Source organism: Pontibacter sp. T17, assembly GCF_057219875.1.
This window is the reverse complement of record NZ_JBXVVW010000002.1, coordinates 132,783-156,900: the sequence shown is the minus strand read 5'-3', so window position 1 is coordinate 156,900 and position 24,118 is coordinate 132,783. Positions and strand designations below refer to the sequence as shown.

The following is a 24,118-nucleotide window of genomic DNA, read 5'->3' as shown; positions in this document are numbered from 1 at the left end:
TCAGCCCCACGCTTTGCATGCGGCGTCAGTTGCTTGTCAAGTCAGTTGTTCTCAGCCGTAGGCTTCGTCCTGCCGCAGGTCGGTTACGGTCAGCAGCGGGTGGGGGTAAAAGCCTATTCGGTAAAGGTTGTGCACCACCAGCTGCGGCGGTGCGGCGAGGGTAACGCGACGCTGTGCGGCCAGCACCTGCTTCAGTCCAGCCGTGAGGGCGGCCATGCTGCGCCCGTCGCTGATGTCGCAGTCGCCCATGTCCAGCTCCACGTCAAAGGGCAGGGTGGTCAGCACTTCCATCAGTGCCTGACAGGTGTCCAGCGGCAGGTCACCAGTGAGCGTGTGCCGGGTGGTCACTTGAAGTCAAAGTTCATGGTTACCCAGGCTTTGGCCGGGCGATTGTTCAGGAAAGCAGGCAGGAAGCGCAGCTGATACAGGTTGTCTTCCACGGCGCCCTGCAGAATGGGGCCTGGTGCGCTGATCACCTCGTGCTCAAGATAATAGCCGTAGCCGTCCACCAATACGCGAACTACTACGCGGCCAATCTCCCCACGCTGGCGGGCCAGCGTCGGAAACCCTATTTTCTCAAGTACCTCCTGCTTGTTCAACGGCTGGCTCTGCACCTGGTAGGGCACAAATACGTCGGCTTTCGGGTCGGGTTCTTGTGGATCGGGGGCAGGGTAAAAGAGCGCCACCTGGGCTTCCAGATTGGCAGTAGCTCCTAATTCTTTCGGCACCACATAGCGCACCTGCTTTATTTCCTCCATGAAATAAGGAAACAGGTTGCCCGCGCAAGAGGTGATGCGATGGCCCAGGTACTCACCATTGGGTTGCAGCGTCACGATGAAAACACATACACCATATTTGGCTGTATCAGCCAGACCCAGCTCCGCCGGTATTTTCATGTTCGTGACCAACTGCTTGATATTAACCGGCATGGCATAAATCTTCTTCCCGGCGGTCATGGGGTCGGCCATCGGAGGTGATTGGGCCATCGTCACGGCTGGCAGCGCCACGATTACCAGAAACAGGAGTATACGTTGAATCATTTGCAGCTAAAATGCAGTTCTTTGCCTCGGGCTCCGCAACACTGGGGGCCCATAGTCACTCCGAAATTACGACTTTCCCGTCCCGATGAGCCTCGTCGATCAGTTCAATGCCTATCGCTCGCGTATGAACGAGCGTATTCTCAACAGCGACTCGCGCGTCATCAAGCGCGTGTATTCCGTTGACGCGCAGGCCTATGAGCCTGCTGCCCTGGATGCCGTCACCAAGGAACTGCTGGGCCTCTGTGCCTCGCTGGTGCTCCGCTGCGACGACTGCGTTAAGTATCACATTGGCCAGGCCCTCAGCGTGGGCGCCACCGAAAAGCAGATCGTAGAAACCTTCGAAATCTCGCTGGTGGTGGGCGGCACCATCGTCATTCCACACATGCGCCGTGCGTTTGAGTTTCTCGACGCCGCACTGGGCCGCGAAACCGCCCAGTAATTCCATTCCAGTGGCGCAGACTCCGGCGGAGCTTCCTACTTTTAAGTGTATGATGTTCCGCCTTTTCTGTGTGTTGGCGCTGTTGATGCTGCTGGTACAGCCAGCCCATGGTCAGCTCTCAGACGAACAGTATTACCCCTTTTCCACTTCGGCAGTGCCTGTAGGCGTGCCGTATTCCTATCTTCTGGCCAGTGGCAAGGATCCCGCGGTATACGAGCTGAAGGTAGCACCAGTTTCGCCTAGCGCACGCACCATGCACATGCGCTGGCGTAGCAAAGCAACCTCCATAGGAGAAATGGAAGCTCTGCTGCCCGGCCTTGAAGCCGATACTGAAATGCATGCTGCTGTCAGGGGCCTCATTGCCAAGCTGAAAGCCCAGAGCCCGCTCTCTTCCATACAACTGGTGTTCTTCTTTGTCCGGGAAAAGGATGTGCCAGCTGCCCCGTTGGAATGCCAGGTGCTCTCTATTGAGGGCAAGGTGCTGCACACGCTGTCCATAGACGCCCGTGCCAACTTCAAAAAAGTAATGGGCATGGGCGCTTACAAATTTTCCGGAACCCAGACGCACTATCTTTCCGTCGATTTGCCTCCTGCCTTCACTGTGTGTATCACAGGGCAGGGGTATCCCACCTATCGCTGGACGGTAACAACCAGCCAACCCTAATCTAGAGTATCATAAATGAGCGACTGGGCTATACCCGTGGCTGTCCTGTGGCTGCTCTGCCACCTGCTGGAAGTGTGGGCGCTGCACAAAGGCACCCCCGGCTATTTGCGCTATGGCATCGTGTGCTACCGCGCCTTGCTGGACGGCGAGGGACGCAAACGCCGCCTGAACCAGCTGGCCGACGCCGACAGCCACTGGAAACCCCTGCCGGATGCCGCTTTCGACCTCCTCCGTCTCGACATGCTTACAGTGGCATTCCGTGGCCGCCTGTGGCGGATTCTGGGCCACCACGGCATTCTGCGCCAGACAGACCCCGGCCAGTGGCAGGTAGAAGGCTATCTGCCCTACAGCCTCTTTCTGCCCATCCTCCTCATGATGGAAATGCCCTGGTTCGCTGGGGCTTATGTGATTCTCACCGTGCTGGGCACGCTCTACTTCTACCGTCGGCTGGACCAACTGACATACCCCACGGCCTGAGCCCCAGCCGATTGCTCAGCTGTCTTTCCGCTGCCCGGCTGTAGCCGCAAACACAGCGTCCAGAATGGTCTTTTCCTCCAGGTCGAAGCGGATGCTGCGCCGGGTCATCATGCGCTCGGCCACTTCGTAGGCCTTTTCCAGCTGGAAAGTGTCCAGCCCGTCGGCGCCACCCCAGCTGAACGAGGGGATGAACTTGGGCGGAAACCCCCCGCCGAACACATTGGCGGCCACACCCACCACCGTCCCGGTGTTGAACATGGTGTTGATGCCCGCCTTGGAGTGGTCGCCCATCACCAGCCCACAGAAGGTGAGCCCCGTGTTGACGTCCTTGCCCTCGCGGTGGCTGTATACCCGCACCTGGCTGTAGTTGTTCTTCAGGTTAGAGGTGTTGGTGTCGGCACCCAGGTTGCACCAGGCCCCCAGCACCGAGTTACCCACGAAGCCATCGTGGCCCTTGTTGCTGTAGCCGTAGAACAGGCTGTTGCTTACTTCTCCGCCCACCTTGCAGTAGGGGCCTACGGTGGTGTCGCCGCGCAGCTTGGCGCCTACATTCACCACACTGTGACTCATGATGGCGTGTGCGCCAGATACCACTGCCAGTTCCTGTACCTCGGCGCCTTCTCCCAGATAGATGGGGCCGCTCTCGGCATTCAGGACGGCGGCGCGCAGCTTCACGCCAGGCTCGAGAAAGATGCGCGAGGGGTTGTACACACGCGTGTGCTGGTCTGTGATGGGCGCGGAGGTTCGTCCGGCGGTCACCACGTCGAAGTCAGCCTCGATCTGGGCTTTGTTATGTCGGAAGACATCCCAGGTATAGCGCAGACAAGGCAGCTCTGTGGTAGGGTGATAGGGTTTCAGCTTCAGCACTTCGTCCAGCACGTTGGCAGACCAGTAGCCCACAAACGGCAGCAGGGTGCTGACAGTGGAGCGCAGGGCCAGCAGCTCGCCCGTGGGGGACACCAGCCCGGTATTGGCTTCCAGCGAGGGCAGAATGCGCGAGAGCCACTCGCTGTTGGGGAAATAGCGGCCATTGATGCAGACGACTTCGCCCGCCAGTGGCATCTGCTGATAACGGCTTTTCAACCAGGCGGTTCCAGTGTGTGCGGCCAGAGGTTCGTAAGCCATGCCAAGGGCGTGGGCCCATTTGGCCCTGACAGTCAATATGCCACAGCGAAGGTCCCAGGCCGGGCGGGTATAGGTGAGGGGCAGCAGGTCGGCGCTGTGCTCGTCTTCAAAGACCAGATAGTTCATTGCAGTGGGAGTGTGTCGGAGGAAGGGTTGGGACGCTTGCGCGTTTTGGTAGTAACCGGAATGGGCTTTCCCTTGGCCACTACCTGCGCATGAAACTTGCACACGGCTGTCAGGCCGCATTTGTCGCAGCCGGGGTTGCGGGCCTTGCACACATAGCGGCCATGCAGGATGAGCCAATGGTGCGCCACGCCCAGCAGGTCGTGCGGGAAGAGGGCCACCAGCTGCTTTTCGGTCTGGAGTGGGTTGCTGCTTTGGGTGAGGCCAATGCGATTGGCCACGCGGAACACGTGGGTATCTACCGCCAGCGCTGCTTCATCAAACGCAACAGAGAGGATGACGTTGGCAGTTTTGCGGCCTACGCCGGGCAGTGCCACCAGTTCTTCCATGGTGCCGGGCACCTGTCCGTTGTGCTTCTCTACCAACATTTTGCCCAGCCCGATGAGGTGCTTGGCCTTGTTGTTGGGGTAGGAGATGCTGCGGATGAGCGGGAAGACGTCGTCGAAGGTGGCGCTGGACAGGGCCTGGGCGTCAGGGAAACGGGCGAAGAGCGCAGGCGTGGTGAGGTTGACGCGCACGTCGGTGCACTGGGCCGAGAGCACCACGGCCACCAGCAGCTGGAAGGGGTTTTCGTAGTGCAGTTCGGTTTCCGGGGCCGGATACTGTGCCTGAAAATACTCCAGGGCGGCGTCGGCGCGCTGCTTGCGGGTCATGCTGCAAAATACGGCAAATGCCCGGCTGACAAACCGGGCATTTGATGAATGGCGGTGTACAGAGAATTGCTTATTGCTCCATTTTGCGAATGGCCTTGCTGCCTTGGTCCACCAGTTTGCGCAGGTTGACAAGGGCATAGCGCATACGACCCAGCGCGGTGTTGATACTCACGTTGGTGAGCTGTGCAATCTCCTTGAAGCTCATGTCGTTATAGTGCCGCATGATGAGCACTTCCTTCTGCTTTTCGGGCAGTAGGTTAATGAGCTTGCGCACATAGCGGGTGTTTTCGTCCCTTATCATGGCTTTCTCCATGCTGTCGTCGGTCCGGAACACGTTTTCCATCATCATCAGCGCATCCGTGTTCTTGATCTGTGGGTTGCGCTTTTCCTTGCGGAAGTAGTCGATGGAGAGGTTGCGGGCCACGCGGAGCGCCCAGGGCAGAAACTTGCCCTCTTCATTGTAACGCCCTTCCTGGATGACGTTGATGATCTTGATCAGCGTCTCCTGATAGAGGTCCTCGGCTATCGTACGGTCCTTCACGATTTGAAGGATCGTCGAGAAAATTTTCGCTTTATGGCGACGCACCAGCAGCTCAAAAGCACGCTTGTTACCGGCGACGAACACGTTCACCAGTTCCTTGTCTTCGAGATGGGCCAGTGAGGCGATTTGCGTTTTCACGGTCAGAGTAGGTTAAAGGCCAATCACTAGTCAAACTTTTCCCATAGGCTGGTTGTTGGTTCGATGCCAAAATGTGACTGCGGGCATACGAATCTGAGCAATGACTGACGTTATCCGTAGTTTCAAATCGTGTGCCACTACAAAACTAAACAAAAGCCGTGGCACAGAGTTTCAAATAATTGTCAAAGCCCTGACGTAACTAGCGACAGTGAAGCCCAGCAATCTCCTCCATATCCGTGGTGCCCGTGTGCACAACCTTAAGAACGTAGAGCTAAAAATTCCTCGTGATCAACTGGTTGTGTTCACTGGCGTGAGCGGGAGCGGTAAATCCTCTCTCGTTTTCGACACCCTCTACGCCGAGGGGCATCGGAGGTATGTGGAAAGTTTGTCGTCGTATGCGCGGCAGTTTCTCTCCCGCATGCAGAAGCCCGATGTCGACTTCATCCACGGCCTGTCGCCAGCCATCGCCATCGAGCAGCGGGCCATCTCGTCCAACCCCCGCTCTACGGTAGGGTCTGTCACGGAAATACTTGACTATCTGCGGCTTCTGTTTGCGCGCATTGGTAAAACCATCTCACCCGTTTCGGGGCAGGAGGTGACCAGCGACAGCGTCACAGACGTCGTCAACTACATACTTTCCCAGCCTGCGGGCAGCCGCCTGTACCTCCTGGCTGACCTGCCACCGACGGGCCGCGACCTGCTTAAGGAACTGGAAATCAGCCTTCAAAAAGGCTTCACCCGCGTGTGGGACGGCGAGCAGCCCATAGACATTGAGGAGCTGCTGGCCGGAAAGGTCTCCATCAAGGGAAAGACTGCCACATTGACGCTGATGATTGACCGCTTTGCCATATCGGCAGAGATGGATGACGATTTTGCACACCGTATCGCCGACTCGGTGCAGACCGCCTTCAACGAGGGCGGCGGCAGCTGCCGTCTGCACAGTGCCACGGGCGAGGGCCGCATGTTCTCCGAGCGGTTTGAGCTGGACGGCCTTGTGTTTGAGCGGCCTACCATGGCGCTCTTCAACTTCAACAACAGCTACGGCGCATGCCCCACCTGCGAGGGCTTTGGCCGCGTGATGGGCATAGACCCTGATCTGGTGATTCCGGACAAGAACAAGTCGGTGTTTGACGATGCCGTAGCCCCCTGGAAGGGCCCCGTGCTGAGCCAGTGGAAGAAGGACTTCGTAAAGGCCGCCTTACAGTACGACTTCCCGGTGCACCGCGCCTACTTCGAGCTGTCGGACGCCGAGAAGAAGTTGCTGTGGGACGGCAACCGCGAGGTAGCGGGCATCCGCGACTTTTTCCGCGACGTGGAGTCGCAGGCGCACAAGATCCAGTACCGTGTGATGGCGGCCCGCTACCGTGGCTACGCCGTGTGCCCGGAATGTGGTGGCAGCCGTCTGCGCAAGGAAGCCCTGTACGTGCAGGTAGACCATAAGACCATCGCCGACTTCCTGCGGCAGTCGGTGAGCGAGCTGCGCGAAACCTTCCAGACGCTGAGCCTGACGCCCTACGAGGCCCAGGTGTCGGCGCGCCTGCTGGTGGAAATCCGCTCGCGGCTGCAATACCTCTGCGACGTAGGGCTGGGCTACCTGAACCTGAGCCGCAAAGTGAACACGCTCTCAGGCGGCGAAACGCAGCGCATCAACCTGGCGACGTCGCTGGGCAGCAACCTCACGGGCTCGCTCTACATCCTCGACGAGCCCTCCATTGGTCTGCACCCCCGTGACGGCGACCGGCTCATTTCCGTGCTGGAGAACCTGCGCAACATGGGCAACACCGTGCTGGTGGTGGAACACGACGAGGCCATCATGCAGCGGGCCGACTGGCTCGTAGACGTAGGCCCCGAAGCCGGTGAGTTTGGCGGCACCATTGTAGCCGAAGGCACCTGGAAAGAAGTAGTAGCCAACCCCAACAGCCTGACAGGCAAGTACCTGACAGGCGTAGAAGAGATTCCCGTACCCAGCATTCGCCGCAAGCCCCTGGGCTATCTGGAACTGAAGGGCGCCCGCGAAAACAACTTGAAGCACATAGACGTCCGCTTCCCGCTGGGGGTGCTGTCGGTGGTGACGGGCGTATCGGGCAGCGGCAAGTCTACACTGGTGAAGCAGATACTGCACCCGGCGCTGGCGCGGGCCATTGGCATGCCCAGTTCCGAGAAGCCGGGCGAACACACCGCGCTGGAAGGCGACGTGCAGATGATTCAGCACATCGAGATGGTAGACCAGCACGTCATCGGCAAAAACCAGCGCAGCAACCCCGTGACCTATGTGGGTGCCTACGACCACATCCGCGAGCTGTTTGCCAGTCTGCCTGCTTCGAAAGACCGCCAGCTGAAGCCAGCGCACTTCAGCTTCAACGTGGCCTCGGGCCGGTGCGAAACCTGCCTCGGCGAAGGCATGGTGACGGTGCCCATGCAGTTTCTGCCCGACGTAAAACTGACCTGCGAGACCTGCGGCGGGCGACGCTTCAAAGACATGGTGCTGGAAGTGAAGTACAACGGCCGCAACATCTTCGAGGTGCTGGAACTGTCGGTAGACGAGTCGCTGGCGTTCTTCAGCGGCAAGCCCAAGATTGTGCAGCGTCTGCAACAGCTGGCCGACGTAGGCCTGGGCTACGTGCGGCTGGGCCAGAGCACCAGCACGCTGTCGGGTGGGGAAGCCCAGCGCCTGAAGCTGGCCAGTTTTCTGGAGCGGCAGGATGGCAAGCACACCCTCTACCTCTTCGACGAGCCCACCACCGGCCTGCACTTCCACGACGTGGCCAAGCTGCTGCGCGTACTCAACCGCCTGGTGGACCAGGGCAACACCGTCATGATCATCGAGCACAACCTGGAGGTGATCAAGAGCGCCGACTGGCTGGTAGACATTGGCCCCGAAGGCGGCAACGGCGGTGGCCAACTGCTGTACAGCGGCGTAACCGAAGGCCTGCTGGTGGTAGAAGCCTCGTACACAGCCCACTACCTGGCTCCCAAACTGCCAGCAGGTGCGGCTCCCAAAAACGGCAAAGCACGGAAGTAGGCAGCAGAAATGCCGAAAAAGGGCTATATTGGGACTTCCCGCTTCCCTTTTCCGTTCCTGTTTCCCACTGATGGATGCTATTTCCACTCCACCCTCCGGCTATCCGCGGGGAGTGTACCTGACCATATTGGTTGCCGCGCTGGGGTATTTCGTTGATATCTACGACCTTATTCTGTTCGGCATTGTGCGGCAGGCCAGCCTCACCAGTCTTGGAGTCACGGGGCAGGCACTCACCGACGAAGGCCTTTTTCTGCTGGACGTGCAGATGCTGGGCATGCTGCTGGGCGGCATTCTCTGGGGTATCCTCGGCGACCGCAAGGGGCGTCTGGCGGTGCTCTTCGGCTCCATCCTGCTGTATAGCAGCGCCAACCTGTTCAATGCTTTTGTGCAGGACGTGAACACCTATGCACTGCTGCGGTTTGTTGCAGGCATTGGGCTGGCGGGCGAACTGGGGGCCGGTATCACGCTGGTATCGGAGATACTGCATCCCAAACACCGCGGCTATGGTACCACCTTCGTGGCGGCACTGGGCCTGATGGGGGCGGTAGTAGCCAGCCTGGTGGCGGGCTATCAGTGGGACATGAGTCTCTTTGGCTGGCAGCTGGAAAGCTGGCGCGTGGCATATCTGGTGGGCGGCCTCATGGGGCTGGCGCTACTGTTGATGCGCGTGTCGCTGACCGACTCCGAGATGTACGAGGCCACCAAACAGGACGGCTCCATCCAGCGGGGCAACTTCCTCTCGCTCTTCCGGCGCTGGGACTCCCTGAAGAAATACCTGGCCTGCATTGCCATTGGCGTGCCCATCTGGTATATCGTAGGGCTGCTGGTGTTTTTCTCAGCCGAATTTGGCGTGGAGGTGGGCGTAACCGGCGGCGACGTCAGCGTGCCTACAGCCATCATGCTGTGCTATCTGGGCCTCTCCATCGGCGACATCACGTGCGGCCTCATCTCGCAGTGGATGGCGTCGCGCAAGCGGGCGGTGGCACTTTTCATGACGGTGGCGGCGCTGCTGTCGGGTGGCTACCTGTTCCTCAACGGACTCAGCCTCACGCAGTTTTATGTGCTGTGTTTTGCGCTGGGCTTCGCCTCGGGCTACTGGGCCATCTTCGTTACCATTGCTTCCGAGCAGTTTGGCACCAACATCCGCGCTACGGTTACCACAACGGTGCCCAACTTCGTGAGGGGCATGGTCAATGTCATCAACGGCAGTTTCCGGCTTCTGCGGCCGGTAGGCGGCATGATCTTCGCCGCGGGAATCGTGGGTCTGGTCTGCTTTCTGATCGCCTTCATTGCCCTGGGCTCGTTGAAGGAAACCTATGGTAAAGCCCTGAATTTCAACGAGAAATAACACTAGGCCCCTTACTGCTCCGGAAAGCCTATGTAGGCTCCCAGCCTGAGGCGGAAGTCCTGCGTAATGGCTTCCAGCACAGGCGATTGGTGCTCGCTGTCGGGCAGCGACATCAGGAATCGGTCCAGCAGAATCTGAAAGGCCTTGGGGCTCATGGGGTCCATGTCGGGCGGTAACATGGCTTTGATCTGCGCCCATGCTTCGGCGCTCTCGTCTTCCTCGGCAGTGGGGCTGTATGCAGGTTCAGTGGCTTCCGGCGCTGTTTCTTCTGTGGTACCGTAGAGTTTGCGCAGCGCTGCTTCCACTTTGATTTCCTGCCCAGCCAGACGCGCACAAAGCGACGTCTGGCTGGCAAGCAGTTGGTTCAGCAGCTTCAGCGATTTGGCGTGCTCGGCCATCTCTTTGGGCGAGAAGTTGCCTTCTTCCAGCCGGCGGGTCTGCTCTTCACACAAGCGGCGGAGGCGGGCTTCCAGTTCCAAGGCCTTCTGCAACATGCGGCTTACGTGGTTGGTGCGTTTCATGACCGCAACCTTCACCCCGGAAAACGCCTGAACAAATCGGCGTGGCAAACTGCCCACCGAGCGTACCTATTTGTTCTTGCCGTATTGCTTTTTGTATCGCTTGCGGGCCTCGTCAATGGCCTTGATGGCGGCCATGGGGCCTTCGAAGGTTGGTACAACCACGGTTTTGCCTTCTAGCCGGGTGTAGTTCTCGAAGAAGTAGTCGATCTCTGTCAGCAGGTGAGGCGGCAGGTCCTGCGGGGTGTTGTAGTGCTCCACGCCCATGTCGCGGCAGCAGACGGCTAGCACCTTGTCGTCCTGTTCGTCACGGTCTACCATGCGCATGAGGCCGATGGGCTTGGCCGTGACGATGGTGCGCGGCTCTATCGGCAGCGACGACAGCACGAGAATGTCCAGCGGGTCACCGTCCACATTCACCGTGCGGGGGATGATGCCGTAGTTGATGGGGTAGTACATGGAGGAGTAAAGCACCCGCACCAGCCGCAGCAGGCCCGTGTCTTTGTCCAGCTCGTACTTGTTGCGCCCGCCCTGCGGTATCTCAATGATGCCGTTTACCTCTTTCCACGGCGACTTGCCGGGGTCAACGTCGTGCCAGGGATTTACCATAACACAATTAAGTGCCCCGCTTCCAGAAATAATAGCGGCGATACCAGCTTTGGGCTTTTTTCCAGCCGAAAAGGCCAGGTCTGTCCTGCGGGAACACGTAGGCGCGGTAAATCTCGAAGCGGTCGTCTTCCAGCAGCAGGCCGCCCTGAGTGGTGGCCACGGCGTAGCGGAAACCAGCAGCAGCAGTCAGCTGCTTCACAGTGGCATTGAGGTCGCCGTAGGGGTAGGCAAATACGCGCACTTCTTCGCCCAGAAAGGCTTCCAGCTGGCGCTTGCTTTCCTCAATCTCCCACTGCGCTTCGGCGGGAGGCAGCTGGCTCAGCCGGCGGTGGTTCATGGAATGTGCGCCTATTTCCATGCCGCGGGTGTGCCACTCGCGCAGTTGTTCAGGATTCATCAGGGGTTCAGAACGCTCGCCTTCGGCTACGTCCCAGAAGTTGTCGCGGTGGCGGCGGTCGCCCAGCGCAAACAGGGTTGCCTTCAGGCCGTGGGCCTCCAGCAGCGGCAGGGCGCGGGTCAGGTTGTCTACGTAGCCGTCGTCAAAGGTGATGAAAACAGGTCGTTTTGGGAAATTTTTTAAGTCTTTGATACCCTGTTTATATTCATCATACTCTTTGAAAGTAAGACTGTTGAAGCCTGATTTTTTCAGATACACCACATGTGCCTTGAACGTGTCTTCGGTGACGAAGATGCGGTGGCGCGAGTCGCTCGGCTGGTCCAGCACTTTATGGTACATCAGCACCGGAATGTGGCGCGGATGGTGCTTCAGCATGCGCACATCGCGGTAGTGCTCCTCGGTGAGGGTGGCGATGCGGCGCAGGTCGTAGCGGTGGCGCACTGCCTGTTGCAGGGCCTCGGTTGGGGCCTGAGGATGGTGGAAGAACGCCCGTATGCCATCGCCAATGGCCTGAAAGTCAAAGCCTGGAAAGGGCAGGGTAGGGCAGGTGTCGCCGAAGTTGCTGGCGAAAGCGGCAGCAAGATTGGCCTCGGTTACCACGCCGTGGCTCTGCGCCTCCCCAAGGGCCAGCACGGGCTTGCCCATTGCCAGCGCCTCTATGGCTACGCGGCCCGCACCTACAATGAGGCTGCTGCGCCGGATGCGCTCGCTCAGGTCGTTGACAAACCCGGGCCAGTGCAGGCGGCCTTCGTATCGGGCCATCAGGTCGCGGACGGGCTGGTGGCACGCCGGCGGAAGGTTCTCCACGGGCCCGCCCAGCACCTCGATCTGTAGTTGCGGCAGGGTGGCAAACAGCTGGTCGGCTTGGCTCAGGAGCAGGTTGGCTGTAGCCTCGCCCTTGGGCCCCGACGTCCGCCCGATGAGAGACAGCGTCTGGCCGGCCGAGGAGGTAGGCAGCTGTGCTGCACTGAAATCCAGCGCGTTAGGCACCATGTGTACCTTTCGCGGGGCAATGTTCAGTTCTGCGCTCAGGTGGGTGGCGATGTCCTCGCAGACGGGCAGCAGACGGTCGCCATAGATGTCGAAGCCTTTGGAGCTGGCGTGCAGGTGCTGGCGGCCGTGGATGCCGCTGACGAGCGGCACTTTGGTGCCCCACACTGCGAAGTAGCCCACCCAGCTGGCGGCCCGTGCATGGGCATGCACTACGTCTATCTGCTGTTCGCGGATTAGGCGGCGGATGGCACGCACGTTGCGCAGGCGATACCCCCAGCTGCGTTTGTGCAGCGGAAGCAGATGCACCGTGGCGGCAGTAGGCGTCTGGAACACGCCCGACACAATGTGCACAGCATGCCCGTCGGCAATCTGCTGGTTAGCCAGCGTAGCGGCAAACCGTTCAGCACCAGTTACTTCTACCTGTGCCAACAGGTGCAGAATTCTTAACGGCTTGCCGTTTGACATGTCTAAAAGCCGGAGGATGTGGCGCGCAGCCGGAGGTTAAAAAGGCAGGTCGTCGTCGAACGAATCGGTCGGGGGCTCCATCGGGGCGTTCTGCGGCTGCGCCTGGCGCTGGCCAGTGTCGGCAGGCTGCTGCTGGCGTGGGGCACTGTAGCCACCGCCCTGATTGCCGCCGCCAGCCGGCGCGCCTTCGCCACGGCCGCCCAGCAGCTCCAGCGTCATCACGCGGAGGTCCAGCGTGGCAGTGTTCTGGCCGTCGCGGGTGGTATAGGCCCGCGCCGAGGGCATGCCCTCTACATACACCTGCTTGCCTTTCTTCAGAAAATCGGCCACACCCGTGCGGCCATCCTGCCGCCACATAGAGCAGCTGACCCACGTGGTGCGTTCCTGCTGCTGGCCGGTGCGGTCTGTGTAGCGTTCGGTATGGGCCAGGTTGAAGCTGATAACCTTCTGGCCGTTCACATCGCGAACCTCGGCGTCGTTGCCCAGGTTGCCGATCATCGTTAGCTTAAGCATGAGGCGTAGTAATGGAGAGGATGCAAGATACGCCACGGGTCGGGTTGTGGAACCACGGTGCCGCCAATCAGGTATTGTAACATCCCGACATCTTTCGCTTGCACTGTCTCTGATAGCAAAAAGAGGGCCATTTATTTTAATGGAAAATGCAATATCAGGCGTTGCACGGCAGTTAATCCCCTTGTAGTTTAGGTTTTGTTAAGAAACCTGCATTTACTGATCTATTCACTAACCCTAAACTTCTGAAGCACTCTGGCAATGAGGCAATTAAAGATCAGCAAGCAGATTACTAACCGCGAGTCGCAATCGCTGGATAAGTACCTGCAAGAGATCGGAAAGGTCGAACTGCTGACGCCCGATGAGGAGGTTGAACTTGCGCGGCGCATTCGGGAAAATGACCAGATTGCGCTGGAGAAACTGACGAAGGCGAACCTGCGCTTTGTGGTTTCAGTTGCGAAACAATATCAGAACCAGGGCCTCAGCCTTGGTGACCTGATTAACGAAGGCAACCTTGGCCTCATCAAGGCTGCCAAACGTTTCGACGAAACCCGGGGCTTCAAGTTCATTTCCTACGCCGTATGGTGGATTCGCCAAAGCATTCTGCAGGCCCTGGCCGAGCAGAGCCGTATTGTTCGTCTGCCGCTGAACCGCGTCGGAGCCCTGAACAAGATTGGTAAGGCGTACTCCAAACTGGAGCAGGAATTTGAGCGTGAGCCCGCACCGCACGAAATCGCCGAAGTCATCGAAGGCATGAGCGCTTCGGAGGTGTCGGACACCCTGAAGATCGCTGGCCGTCACATTTCTATGGATGCACCGTTCGTGCAGGGCGAAGAAAACCGCCTGCTCGATGTGCTGGAGAACGACGAGGAGCCCAAGCCCGACCAGGGCCTCATCAACGAGAGCCTGGCACAGGAAGTGGAACGCGCCCTCTGCACGCTCAGCCAGCGCGAAGCCGAAGTAGTGCGTCTGTATTTCGGTATTGGCGTGGAGCACTCGCTGACCCTCGAGGAAATCGGCGAGAAGTTTGACCTGACCCGCGAACGCGTGCGTCAAATCAAGGAGAAGGCCATCCGCCGCCTCCGCCACACCAGCCGCAGCAAAATGCTGAAAGCCTACCTCGGCTGACAGCCCTGCCTTGTGGCCTGATGTTTGTGGCGCTTACCTGGAACCACAGACTGACCATACTACATGACACTGAACATTTTACATAGAGCCATCCGTCCTTCGGGATTGATGGCTCTGCTGTTTTGGGTGCCTCTGGCACTGTCTGCACAGGTACAGGTGGCGCTGCTGCCCGCAGGTACTTCGCAGCCGCTGGCAGCCGATGCCCTGGGCAAGGTAACAGTGCGGCGGGGCGAACGCTACTTTGTGCTGCTGACGGGTGTGAATGCCTCGCAGTTCTACTCGGTGCAACGCCTCGCACTCTTCGCCGACCAGCAGCCCCTCCAAGGGCCCGACAACACCTTCCCCGCACAGCCCTCCGGCGTCAACGACCGCATGATTCTGCCCTTTTCGTTCACCATCCCTGCCGACTGGCAGCCTGGCAGAACGCTGGAGCTGAACTGGCAGGCGGTACTGACCGGCAAGACAGAGAAGGGACTTGCACCTGTTACGGGCGGGCAAACACACCGCCTTGCCTTGATAGTAGAGTAGGGCTTACTCGGGCTTACGGCCCATGAGCACCGCGGCGTAGTTGCGCCAGCTGAGCTTCTCTGCCGTCTTGCCCACATGCGAACGGGGTATGGGCTGGTCCAGGAAGTGCAGCATCTGGGCTGCCATGTCGTCCAGATTACCAGGTTCGGCCAGGTAGCCGTTGTAGCCATGCTGGACGGTTTCAGGGAAATGGCCCACGCGGGTGGCCAGAATCGGCATCCGGAAGTTGTAGCCGATGCTCTCCACGCCGCTGGGGGTAGCCGTCTCATAGTACAGCACCACGGCGTCAGACACCTGAAAGAAGGTGTGTACCTCCTCGTTGGGCACAAAGCGGTTTACTACCACCACGCGGTCGCGCAGATTCAGGCTATCTACCAGCGCCAGGGGGTTGTAGTCCTGCTCGTTGTCGCTGTTGCGCACCAGCAGCCTCTTGGCAAAGCCGAAGAGCGCCTTCTTGAGGCGGGTGCTGAACTTGGTGCTGTCGAGTGTCTGCCAGAACGACTCGCCCACCACCAGCAGCGACACATCCGGCCGCTGGGCCGCTACCTTGGCGAACGCCGGCAATACGTTGTGCAGGCCCTTGTACTTGCGGATAAAGCCAAAAAACAGAAATACGTGCTGTTTCAGCCCCATTTTCTGACGAAACGCCTCTACGTCGAAGGCAGGGTCGGGGCGGAACATGTCGTACACAGGGTGGTACAAACGCAGCACGGTGCGCACGCCGTCGGTTTGGCTGCGCTGGCCGTCAAAGCTCTCGGCCAGTTGCAGTTCGGGGAAGAGCTCGGCCAGCTCGTCGGCGGTTTTCTTGGCGTGTACGATATAAGTATGTGCCTGCTTCAGGCCGTAGCGGGTAGCGAGGCGGTCCAGCGCGCTGGCTTCCTTTTGCACCACCAGGTGCAGGTCAAAGACAATCTCGGCACGGGTTTCTTTCATCAGGCGGCGTGCCATCCAGCCCAGCGGAAAGCCCTGTAGTGCGATGGCCCACTGAAACACCACCTTGTTGGGGTTCAGGGCCTTGATGGCGCGCACGGTCTCGGCCCAGGTGAGGGGATTGTTGTAGTTGGTGATGTACTGCACCCGGATGCGCGTGCCGGCCAGTTGGTCCTGCCGGCTGGCGCGGTCAATGAAGTCGCGGGGAATGATGGCCGGGTACTGCTGCGTCCAGCTCACGATATGTATCTGGGCATCAGGCTCCTGCGCCAGCAGGGCATCTACTGCTTTGGCCAGCGAGGTATTGTAGTTGGCAATGCCGCCCTTGAATTGGGGGCCGGGGCCAAAAAGGACGATCACAGACATGGGACCGCAAGTTACGCAGGCGGGGGATACCCCGCCCACGCAGCGTAGGATAGCATGAAAAGAGCCAAGTACAGGCTGCGTTGGCTGTACTGGAGTTGGTGCCCAGTACCATGCGTCTGTATTGGGTACGCAAGATGAGCCTGTCAGCGCCGGACATTGGCGCGGTTCAGACTTTCGTGCAGGCATGCCAAAGAGGCCGCCAGCAGGGCCAGGTCTTTGAGGATGAACCCGCTGCCGTTGACAGGCACCCATAGGCCATCAACCAGACCGAAACTGTTGGGTGTAGTAAGCAGGAAGGAGAGGGTGGTGATAAAAATGACAGAAGCCAGCAAGCCGCCCCACACACCAGCGTGCGGCCAACGGTAGTGTGCAAGTAGCAATGCTGCTGCCAGCAGTTCGGTGAGGCCGATGACTGCCGATACGGCGTCAACACCGAGAACAGAGTAAAGCCACGACATGGCCGGACTGTTCTGCACAAGGTCTACGATGGCCAGCGCCTCGACGTGCGTAAACTTGAACAGGCCATACCACACCAGCAGCAGTACGACCGACAGGCGGGCGAGGGGACGATCGGCAGCTGAGAGCCGCAGTAGAAAGGCATGGAAACGGAACATGCAGCAAGTAAAGCCGTTCGCGCCGAGGCATTTGTCTTCTTCCGGACATTTACTTTACATAATATAAATTATATAACAAACATAAGGTTTCACTTGTGGCGCGGCGTTTGCTGGTATTTTAGGGCTGGTTTTTACGAACCTCCTATATAACTGTTCCCCTCAACCTCATGCGCATTCCTCGTACTCTTTTCCGCTGCGTGGCCTTCGCTGGCATACTGGCCGCGTCTACTGCCTGCGACACCGTGCAGCAACTGGCGTCGTCCATGCCCCAAGGCTCACTTCCCCTGACGCAATCCGAAGCCATCGCTGGCCTCAAAGAAGCCCTGACCGTGGGCATCAGCAATGGCGCGGGCCGCCTTGGCGCAGCTGACGGCTATCTCGGCAATGCCTTGGTGAAAATCGCGTTCCCGCCCGAAGCACAGAAGGCACAGGAGTTTCTGCTGAAAAATGGCGGCAGCCTGGGCCGACAGCTCGTGGACGATGTCATCACCAAAATGAACCGTGCCGCCGAACAGGCTGCCCGCAATCCGCGTACCAAGGAGATTTTCGTAGACGCCATTCGCGGCCTCACCATTGAAGACGGCCTGAACATTGTGCGCGGCGACAGCACTGCCGCCACCCGGCTGCTGAAAAGCCGCACATTCATGCCCCTGCGCGACACCTTTTCGCCAGTTATCCGCACCGAAATGAGCAATGCCGGTGTGCAGCAGGCCTGGCAGAATCTGGCTTCCAAGTACAACCAGCTGAGCCGTCTGGTGCCGGGTCAGCAGCCCGTGCAGGAAGACATCTCCAACTACGTGACAGAGCGCGCGCTCGACGGCCTGTTTGCCATGGTAGCCAAAGAGGAAACCAACATCCGCCAGAACCCTGCCGCCCGCGTCACCGATCTGCTCCGCCGGGTGTTTGGCTCACGATAAGCCGTTGACTGGCAAAGTATAACGCTGACTATAAAGAAAAAGCCCCGATGTTTGATCGGGGCTTTTGTGTTAGGGTTGAGCTCGATTAAAAATCGTCTAGGTCGAAGTCAAAGTCTTCTTCGAGGTCATCAAAGGATTCGAATTCGCCTTCCAGGTCTTCATCAGCAGCTTCGGAGGCATCACCCAGCAAATCCGTTTCGGAGGCCAAGTCGTCCAGCTCCTCTGCCTCGTCTCCGTCGGCAGTGGCCAGATCGTCTGTCAGCTCCTCGTCTTCCAGGGCATCGAGAGAGGCAAGATCTTCTTCCGAGTCCAGCGGCTCTTCCACTTCACCAGTTGCTTCTGAAGCACTTGGCCCCGAAGCACTAGCAATAGCAGTAGTTGTGCCGGTTTTGTTTTTGTCGCGAATAACCCCCCGTTCCACCAGAATCAGTCGTTGACGCTCTATGAGCGCAGCCCGTGTGGGGGCATAGGAACTGGTGATGAAGAACGTAGCGAAGCCCACCGGACGGATGCGCTTCATCGGGTTGTAGATGTAAATGCGATAAATGCCGTCGGCTTTTACACGAATGAGCGCATTGGCGTCCATTTTGGACTTGCTGCGTTTCATGTAATACCGGCCTACTACCCCATTGATGTCCTTGACAATCAGGAAGAGGGTGTCGACAGGCAAGGGGCCACGGGCCACCATCTTGACGGCGACGTAGCGTTGGGCGCCTTCGATGGCAAACTCATCGCCTGGGCTGAGGAGTGTGCCGGTTTTATCGAACGACTGCCCGAATTGGATACGCTGTGCGGATGCCTGCAGCGACACCAAAAGTACGGCAGCGAGAACTACCGATCGAAGAAGCATACGCAGCTTGGTTTTCATCTGCGGGAGAGTTTGAGGCCAATGTAAATGTACGTTAAGCTGGAACGCTGTACAAGGCCTTTTCCTGATTTTGGACCCTTAATAGGTCTAATTGCGAAAAATGCCGACAGACATATGGCAAAGGGTACGTGTTATCCAGTACGCATTCACTGAAAATTGGTCAAAATCAGTCATAGGCGAGGCTCCGCTACTGCTGCCCGCTACCGCATTTGCAGTGGCAGTGGCAATTGGACAGCTGTTGAATGCTGAAAATTTGCTGTACATAACAGTCTCATTTATGCTGCCTGCGCTGCTCTGGCATAGGCATTTCCTGTTTTGGACAGCTGTCGGATGCTTTATTGCCGGAATGATACTGGGGGCCTCCGTGAGGCCGATTGCGCGGCCGGCAATAACCAACAGCCTGACGGGCGTTTTAACCGACCGCCTGCCCCCTACCCGCTTTGCCAATCGCATCCGGTTTCATACAGAGACAGCCGGCGACTGGCTGCTGGAACTGCCCAGAAACAAGCCCTTGCCACGCTTTGGGCAGGTTATTGAACTGGAGGGTCGTGAGATGAATCTCAGTATGGATGTGGCAACCCGTCGCTGGTTGGACGGCCAGGGCCTGGCGGGTATTCTGAAAGCTCCCGAAGGCTGGCAGCTCCAGCACAGGACGGATCTCTGTTGGCACGGTATATGGGCAGCCTGGAGGTTTGAGTTGGCCGACTGGCTGGACAGCCAACTACATGGTGGCCAGAGAGGTGCGTTGGGGCGGGCGCTTCTGCTGGGCGACCGTTCCGGCCTTGATGCCGACGTCCGACAGGCTTTTCGTGACAGCGGCACTGCGCACCTGCTGGCCATCTCTGGGCTGCACATCTCGCTCTTGCTGACAGCCTTGCTGGCCACCCTGCGCTGGCTGGGCCTTCAGCGCTGGCGCAGACATTTATGGCAGTGGCCAATGTTGGTGCTGTTGTTGGGGGCTTATACCTTGCTGGCTGGCGGAGGTGCCCCATTGACGCGCGCGTTGATAGGTGGCACATGGATTTGTTTGGCGCGGCTGCTGGATCGAAAAGCGAGTTGTCTGCAGTTGCTGAGCCTTACCATACTGACACATCTGGCTCTTTATCCGCTCGACGTAGCAACTGCGGGTTTTCTCTTGAGCTACAGTGCTGTCTTTGGCCTGGTTACAGTTACACCCTGGCTGACACAGCGACGGATACTGGGTAACCATGGGCATTGGCTGTGGCAGGCAACAGCCGTAACACTGGTGGCGCAGTTATATACGCTGCCAGTGTCACTTTATACTTTCGGGCAACTGCCTGTTTGGTTTCTCGCAACCAATATGGTGCTGATACCGCTTACCACAGGAGCCACTGCACTGCTGTTTGCATTGCTGCTGCTGGGCTGGATTCCCGGTATCTCAATCGTTATCAGTGCGGTGTCGGCGCTGCTGCTCGACATCACCCTGATGTTGGGAAAGTGGTTTGCGCAGTGGCCCGGCAGCTTGATCGCCATAGAGAAGGTGCCGCTAACAGTGGCACTTGGGTTGGGCGCATGTCTGTGGTTGGTGGGGCTTTTGGCCGCCAATCGGACCGCTGAAAACAGCAGTATGGACATACTTTGAAAGCGGTTTCATCCTATTTTTGATCTATGTCCGCCTCTATTGCCTATCCTGAATATCAGTTTCTGCTGGTGTCGGTGCAGAACCGCGTAGCCACGCTGACGCTGAACCGCCCCGACAAGCGCAACGCCCTCAATTATGTTTTGATTGAGGAAATGAAGGACGCTCTGTACCGCGTTGACGCAGACCAGGAGGTTAAAGTTGTGGTGCTGAAGGGCGCAGGCGATGCCTTTTGTGCAGGTGCAGACCTCGAATATCTGCAACGTCTGCAAACGTATGGCCTTCAGGAGAATTATGCCGACAGCACCCACCTGATGGAGCTGTTCCAGCTGATGTACCGGCTCAAGAAGGTGATTGTGGCCCAGATCGAGGGCCATGCCCTGGCTGGCGGTTGTGGACTGGCCACCGTATGCGACTTTGCCTACTCAGTGCCGGAAGCCAAGTTCGGATACACCGAAGTGAAAATCGGCTTCATTCCGGCCATTGTGATGGTGTTTCTGCTGCGCAAGATTGGTGAAGGACGCGCCAAGGAGCTGCTGTTGAGTGGCGATCTCATCTCAGCCGAGACCGCAGAACGCTACGGCCTTATCAACCGCGTGATTCCCCGCGAGGAGATGGAAGCACACATCCAGGCATTTGCCGAGAAACTGTGCACCCAGAACTCGGGCGGCAGTATGGAGCTCACCAAACGTATGATCGGCGATGTGCAGCAGATGCCGCTGGACGAAGCCCTGCGCTTTGCTGCCAAAATGAATGCGCATGCCCGTGGCACCGATGAATGCCGCACAGGCATCGCAGCCTTTCTCAACAAGGAAAAGCTGATCTGGTAATCAACCTTCGGTCTTAATCAACTGGTTGATTAAACCAGTTCGCCAGCGCGTGCAAGCTGCTGGATGGTGGCGTGGGGGTTTTGCGACTTGAACACCGTGTTGCCTGCTACCAGCACATCGGCACCGGCAGCCACCAGCGTGCCGGCGTTCAGGAGGTCTACCCCGCCGTCAATCTCGATGAGGGCTTTGCTGCCCACGCTGTCGCGGAGGTCGCGCAGGCGGGCAACTTTGTCATAGGTGCCGCGGATGAATGCCTGGCCGCCAAAGCCGGGGTTCACGCTCATGACGCAGACGAGGTCTATGTCGGGCAGGATGTCGCGGAGAAGGTCAACCGACGTGTGCGGGTTGATGGCGACACCGGGCTTCATGCCCAGGGCGCGAATGGCCTGAATGGTGCGGTGCAGGTGGGTGCAGGCTTCGAGGTGCACGGTGAGGGTGGCAGCGCCTGCGGCCTGGAAACGCTCAAGGTAGCGGTCGGGCTGCTCGATCATCAGGTGGACGTCGAGGGGCTTGGTGGCGTGGCGGTTGATGGCCTCCAGCACGGGGAAGCCAAAGGACAGGTTTGGAACGAAAAGGCCGTCCATGATGTCGATGTGGAGCCAGTGAGCGTCGCTGGCGTTGAGCATCTCGATGTCGCGCTGGAGGTTGGCGAAGTCGGCGGAAAGAACGGAAGGTGCTACCAATGCTGCCATAAGGCAAAGGTACGGAACGGACGGTGCCCGCAGGCCCGGTGTGGCGCTTTTTGTCGTCGGCTTTCGCCGAAAAGCTGCCCCGGAACCGTTACTTTTGCCGTATGACCGCCATTCAACGTCTGCAACAGTGGCTGCCCAATGCTGGCGGCGCCGCTGACGCGCCTTTCTTTCTGCTAGCCGGCCCCTGTGCCATCGAAGATACCGAAACCCCTTTCCATGTAGCCGAGGTGGTAGCGCAGCTGTGCCGCGAGCGGGGCATTCCCTACGTGTTCAAGAGCTCGTATCGCAAGGCCAACCGCACCCGGCTCGACTCGTTCACCGGCATTGGCGATCAGCAGGGCCTGGGCATACTACAAGAGGTGCGTAAGCGGATGGGCATTCCCACCGTCACCGACATACACGAGAGCCACGAGGCTGCCGAAGCCGCAGTTGCCGCTGATATTCTTCAGATTCCGGCCTTCCTGTGCCGCCAGACCGAGCTGCTGCTGGCCGCAGGCGCTACCGGCAAGGTGGTGAACGTGAAGAAGGGGCAGTTTGTGTCGCCGGATATGATGGCCTTTGCAGCCGACAAAGTGATGAAGGGTGGCAGTGACAAAGTGCTGCTGACCGAGCGCGGCACCACCTTTGGCTACCACGACCTGATTGTCGATTACCGCAACATACCCGCCATGCAGGCCAGCGGCTGGCCCGTGGTGCTGGATATCACGCACTCGCTGCAACAGCCGAACCAGAGCAGCGGCGTGACAGGCGGCCGGCCCGAGCTGATCCGGACCATTGCAGCGGCAGGTGCTGCCGTGGGCGTGGATGGGTTCTTCATCGAGACGCACCCCGACCCCAGCAAAGCCAAGAGCGACGGCGCCAACATGCTTAAGCTGGAGCTGCTGCCTGCCCTGCTGGACCATCTGGTGAAGGTGGCAAGGGCAGTGCGCTCGTAAGGCGGGTGGCGGACTGCTTAGTCGGCCGACTGAAGGTTCTGGCCTATGAAAGCCATTAGCTCTTCGCGGCCCAGGGCAGTTTCGGCCGAAGTGATGAAGATGGGCGGCAGTTCCTCCCATGTCTGTAGCAGGGTCTTGCGGTAGAGGGCCAGGGCTTTCTCTATCTGGCTGCGACTGAGCTTATCGGCCTTGGTAAAGGTGATGGCGAAGGGCACCCCTTCCTCTCCCAGCTTGCTGATGAACTCGATGTCCTGCTTCAGGGGCTCGTGGCGTATGTCGACGAGCAGGAAGAGACAGACGAGGTTCTGGCGCTGGCGCAGGTAGTCCCAGGTCATGCGGTCAAAGTCGGCGCGCTCGGTTTGGCTGCGCTTGGCATAGCCGTAGCCGGGGAGGTCTACCAGATACCAGGTGTCGTCTATGATGAAGTGGTTGATGAGGCGGGTTTTGCCGGGGGTGCCCGACACCTTGGCCAGCGCCTTGCGGCCCGTGAGCATGTTGACCAGCGAGGACTTGCCGACGTTTGAGCGGCCCAGGAATGCGAACTCAGGCATATCGGCGGGGGGCAGCTCGGGCAGCAGGCGGCTGCTCTTCAGAAAGACGGCTTTGCCGATGGGAGATTCCGGGGTCATGGAGCAAAGTTAACAGACGGCGGTGCGCGGCGGGAACCTGCCCCGCGCTATCTTGTGTTGCAACTGGTATCCTTAACAATTCTCTCCCCATCATGAAGCGTTTTCTCCTCTTGACGGCTACGGTGCTGCTGGGCTATACTGCTCAGGCACAGAGCTGCTGCGAAATGGCCGCTAGCAGCACTCCTGCTGAAGCTACGGCTCAGTTTGCAGCACTTGGCAGCGATGCCTCGTTCCGGGCGTCGCACCTGCTACCCCTGCCCTACGTGCTGGAAAATCCTACCGGCGCGATGGTGAACTTCGCCACCCCCGATGGCAAAACCGCTGGCGCCTACTACATTGCCGCCCCCAAGCCCACCAAGAAGTGGCTGCTGGTGTTCCAGGAGTGGTGGGGCCTGAACGACCACATCAAGCGCGAAGCTGAAATGTGGGCCAAAGCACTGGGCGTAAACGTCTTGGCCCTTGATATGTACGACGGCAAGGTAGCTGCCACCCGCGAGGACGCTGCCAAATACATGGGTGGCTTCAGCTACGACCGTGGTGCAGCCATTGTGCGAGGTGCGCAGATGTTCATGGGCATGAACGCCGAGGTAGGCACCATTGGCTGGTGTTTTGGTGGCGGCTGGAGCCTGCAGGCCAGCATGATTCTGGGCAAGCAGGCCAAGGCGTGCGTTATCTATTACGGCATGCCCGAAATGAACGAGGTGAAGCTGGGCATGCTGGAAGCCCCTGTACTGGGTCTGTTCGCCGCCAAGGAAAAGTGGATCAGCCCAGAGGTTGTGGCCAAGTATGAAGCCGTGATGAAGAAAATTGGCAAGCCTGTGGAGGTGAAGAGCTATGATGCCGACCACGCCTTTGCCAACCCCAGCAATCCTGGCTTTGACAAAGCCGCCACTGCCGACGCCCAGCGCCGCGCACAGGCGTTCTTCGCAAAGCACCTGATGCGCTGATGCGGCCCCGAA

General features: G+C 59.0%; 26 protein-coding genes. 12 read left to right on the top strand and 14 right to left on the bottom strand.

The features are described 5' to 3' along the window. Positions 1–51: 51 nt before the first annotated feature. On the bottom strand, positions 52–348 hold the full coding sequence (locus AC2D8O_RS08625) for an STAS domain-containing protein (RefSeq protein WP_484678417.1): 297 nt from the start codon (positions 346–348) through the stop codon (positions 52–54). After that, positions 345–1,040, bottom strand: a complete 696-nt coding sequence (locus AC2D8O_RS08620) for an energy transducer TonB (protein WP_484678416.1) — start codon at positions 1,038–1,040, stop codon at positions 345–347. The genes AC2D8O_RS08625 and AC2D8O_RS08620 overlap by 4 nt, the downstream gene beginning before the upstream one ends. An 85-nt stretch (positions 1,041–1,125) precedes the next feature. On the opposite strand from AC2D8O_RS08620, the gene AC2D8O_RS08615 reads away from it, so the two are divergent. The 3 genes from AC2D8O_RS08615 to AC2D8O_RS08605 are packed head-to-tail and all read left to right on the top strand — an operon-like array spanning position 1,126 to position 2,620. Further along, on the top strand, positions 1,126–1,479 hold the full coding sequence (locus AC2D8O_RS08615; protein ID WP_484678415.1) for a carboxymuconolactone decarboxylase family protein: 354 nt from the start codon (positions 1,126–1,128) through the stop codon (positions 1,477–1,479). A 49-nt stretch (positions 1,480–1,528) separates the two neighbouring features. After that, complete coding sequence (locus AC2D8O_RS08610; RefSeq protein ID WP_484678414.1) at positions 1,529–2,143, top strand: hypothetical protein; 615 nt, start codon at positions 1,529–1,531, stop codon at positions 2,141–2,143. A gap of 15 nt (positions 2,144–2,158) precedes the next feature. Beyond that, positions 2,159–2,620: a hypothetical protein gene (locus AC2D8O_RS08605; RefSeq protein ID WP_484678413.1), complete on the top strand. Its 462-nt coding sequence runs from the start codon at positions 2,159–2,161 to the stop codon at positions 2,618–2,620. 15 nt (positions 2,621–2,635) lie between these two features. On the opposite strand, the gene AC2D8O_RS08600 is transcribed toward AC2D8O_RS08605, so the two are convergent. From AC2D8O_RS08600 to AC2D8O_RS08590, 3 genes are all read right to left on the bottom strand, one after another. Then, positions 2,636–3,871, bottom strand: coding sequence for a GlmU family protein (locus AC2D8O_RS08600; RefSeq protein ID WP_484678412.1), 1,236 nt, complete (start codon positions 3,869–3,871; stop codon positions 2,636–2,638). Continuing rightward, entirely contained in the window at positions 3,868–4,581 is a 714-nt protein-coding gene (nth, locus tag AC2D8O_RS08595; protein ID WP_484678411.1) for an endonuclease III, read from the bottom strand. The genes AC2D8O_RS08600 and nth overlap by 4 nt, the downstream gene beginning before the upstream one ends. 70 nt (positions 4,582–4,651) lie before the next feature. Beyond that, positions 4,652–5,260 (bottom strand): RNA polymerase sigma factor, encoded by a 609-nt coding sequence (locus AC2D8O_RS08590; RefSeq protein ID WP_484678410.1) that lies wholly within the window; start codon positions 5,258–5,260, stop codon positions 4,652–4,654. Positions 5,261–5,468: 208 nt separating this feature from the next. Between AC2D8O_RS08590 and uvrA the strand changes: the two genes are divergently transcribed. Both uvrA and AC2D8O_RS08580 read left to right on the top strand, forming a co-directional pair. Further along, positions 5,469–8,282: an excinuclease ABC subunit UvrA gene (gene uvrA, locus AC2D8O_RS08585; protein WP_484678409.1), complete on the top strand. Its 2,814-nt coding sequence runs from the start codon at positions 5,469–5,471 to the stop codon at positions 8,280–8,282. Between the two features lie 70 nt (positions 8,283–8,352). Next, complete coding sequence (locus AC2D8O_RS08580; RefSeq protein ID WP_484678408.1) at positions 8,353–9,630, top strand: MFS transporter; 1,278 nt, start codon at positions 8,353–8,355, stop codon at positions 9,628–9,630. An 11-nt stretch (positions 9,631–9,641) separates the two neighbouring features. On the opposite strand, the gene AC2D8O_RS08575 is transcribed toward AC2D8O_RS08580, so the two are convergent. The 4 genes from AC2D8O_RS08575 to AC2D8O_RS08560 form a co-directional block, all read right to left on the bottom strand. Further along, complete coding sequence (locus AC2D8O_RS08575) at positions 9,642–10,151, bottom strand: hypothetical protein (protein ID WP_484678407.1); 510 nt, start codon at positions 10,149–10,151, stop codon at positions 9,642–9,644. 66 nt (positions 10,152–10,217) lie between these two features. Next, positions 10,218–10,757 (bottom strand): inorganic diphosphatase, encoded by a 540-nt coding sequence (locus AC2D8O_RS08570; RefSeq protein WP_484678406.1) that lies wholly within the window; start codon positions 10,755–10,757, stop codon positions 10,218–10,220. A 7-nt stretch (positions 10,758–10,764) separates the two neighbouring features. Then, positions 10,765–12,612 (bottom strand): polysaccharide deacetylase family protein, encoded by a 1,848-nt coding sequence (locus AC2D8O_RS08565; RefSeq protein WP_484678405.1) that lies wholly within the window; start codon positions 12,610–12,612, stop codon positions 10,765–10,767. 36 nt (positions 12,613–12,648) lie between these two features. Further along, entirely contained in the window at positions 12,649–13,125 is a 477-nt protein-coding gene (locus tag AC2D8O_RS08560; protein WP_484678404.1) for a single-stranded DNA-binding protein, read from the bottom strand. Positions 13,126–13,383: 258 nt separating this feature from the next. Here AC2D8O_RS08560 and AC2D8O_RS08555 point away from each other — a divergent pair, with 258 nt between their 5' ends. Further along, entirely contained in the window at positions 13,384–14,250 is an 867-nt protein-coding gene (locus AC2D8O_RS08555) for a sigma-70 family RNA polymerase sigma factor (protein ID WP_484678403.1), read from the top strand. A gap of 108 nt (positions 14,251–14,358) precedes the next feature. Continuing rightward, positions 14,359–14,778 carry a hypothetical protein gene (locus AC2D8O_RS08550; protein WP_484678402.1) on the top strand — a complete coding sequence of 140 codons (420 nt, stop codon included), beginning with the start codon at positions 14,359–14,361 and terminating at the stop codon, positions 14,776–14,778. Positions 14,779–14,781: 3 nt separating this feature from the next. On the opposite strand, the gene AC2D8O_RS08545 is transcribed toward AC2D8O_RS08550, so the two are convergent. Beyond that, positions 14,782–16,074 (bottom strand): glycosyltransferase, encoded by a 1,293-nt coding sequence (locus tag AC2D8O_RS08545; RefSeq protein ID WP_484678401.1) that lies wholly within the window; start codon positions 16,072–16,074, stop codon positions 14,782–14,784. Between the two features lie 143 nt (positions 16,075–16,217). Next, complete coding sequence (locus AC2D8O_RS08540) at positions 16,218–16,688, bottom strand: DUF417 family protein (protein ID WP_484678400.1); 471 nt, start codon at positions 16,686–16,688, stop codon at positions 16,218–16,220. 167 nt (positions 16,689–16,855) lie between these two features. On the opposite strand from AC2D8O_RS08540, the gene AC2D8O_RS08535 reads away from it, so the two are divergent. Beyond that, positions 16,856–17,605, top strand: coding sequence for a DUF4197 domain-containing protein (locus AC2D8O_RS08535; protein ID WP_484678399.1), 750 nt, complete (start codon positions 16,856–16,858; stop codon positions 17,603–17,605). Positions 17,606–17,690: 85 nt separating this feature from the next. On the opposite strand, the gene AC2D8O_RS08530 is transcribed toward AC2D8O_RS08535, so the two are convergent. Continuing rightward, on the bottom strand, positions 17,691–18,473 hold the full coding sequence (locus tag AC2D8O_RS08530; RefSeq protein WP_484678398.1) for a hypothetical protein: 783 nt from the start codon (positions 18,471–18,473) through the stop codon (positions 17,691–17,693). Between the two features lie 364 nt (positions 18,474–18,837). Here AC2D8O_RS08530 and AC2D8O_RS08525 point away from each other — a divergent pair, with 364 nt between their 5' ends. Then, complete coding sequence (locus AC2D8O_RS08525; protein WP_484678397.1) at positions 18,838–20,076, top strand: ComEC/Rec2 family competence protein; 1,239 nt, start codon at positions 18,838–18,840, stop codon at positions 20,074–20,076. Between the two features lie 26 nt (positions 20,077–20,102). Then, positions 20,103–20,903 carry an enoyl-CoA hydratase/isomerase family protein gene (locus AC2D8O_RS08520; protein WP_484678396.1) on the top strand — a complete coding sequence of 267 codons (801 nt, stop codon included), beginning with the start codon at positions 20,103–20,105 and terminating at the stop codon, positions 20,901–20,903. A gap of 29 nt (positions 20,904–20,932) precedes the next feature. On the opposite strand, the gene rpe is transcribed toward AC2D8O_RS08520, so the two are convergent. After that, complete coding sequence (rpe, locus tag AC2D8O_RS08515; RefSeq protein WP_484678395.1) at positions 20,933–21,595, bottom strand: ribulose-phosphate 3-epimerase; 663 nt, start codon at positions 21,593–21,595, stop codon at positions 20,933–20,935. A 101-nt stretch (positions 21,596–21,696) separates the two neighbouring features. On the opposite strand from rpe, the gene kdsA reads away from it, so the two are divergent. After that, the gene (gene kdsA / locus AC2D8O_RS08510) at positions 21,697–22,530 is read left to right on the top strand and encodes a 3-deoxy-8-phosphooctulonate synthase (protein ID WP_484678394.1); all 834 of its coding nucleotides are present in this window, start codon (positions 21,697–21,699) and stop codon (positions 22,528–22,530) included. A 17-nt stretch (positions 22,531–22,547) separates the two neighbouring features. Here the strand turns inward: kdsA and yihA are convergent, their stop codons facing one another. Beyond that, a complete protein-coding gene (gene yihA, locus AC2D8O_RS08505; RefSeq protein ID WP_484678393.1) occupies positions 22,548–23,159 on the bottom strand; it encodes a ribosome biogenesis GTP-binding protein YihA/YsxC in 612 nt (203 codons plus the stop codon). A 92-nt stretch (positions 23,160–23,251) separates the two neighbouring features. On the opposite strand from yihA, the gene AC2D8O_RS08500 reads away from it, so the two are divergent. Beyond that, a complete protein-coding gene (locus AC2D8O_RS08500) occupies positions 23,252–24,106 on the top strand; it encodes a dienelactone hydrolase family protein (RefSeq protein WP_484678392.1) in 855 nt (284 codons plus the stop codon). Positions 24,107–24,118 lie beyond the last annotated feature (12 nt).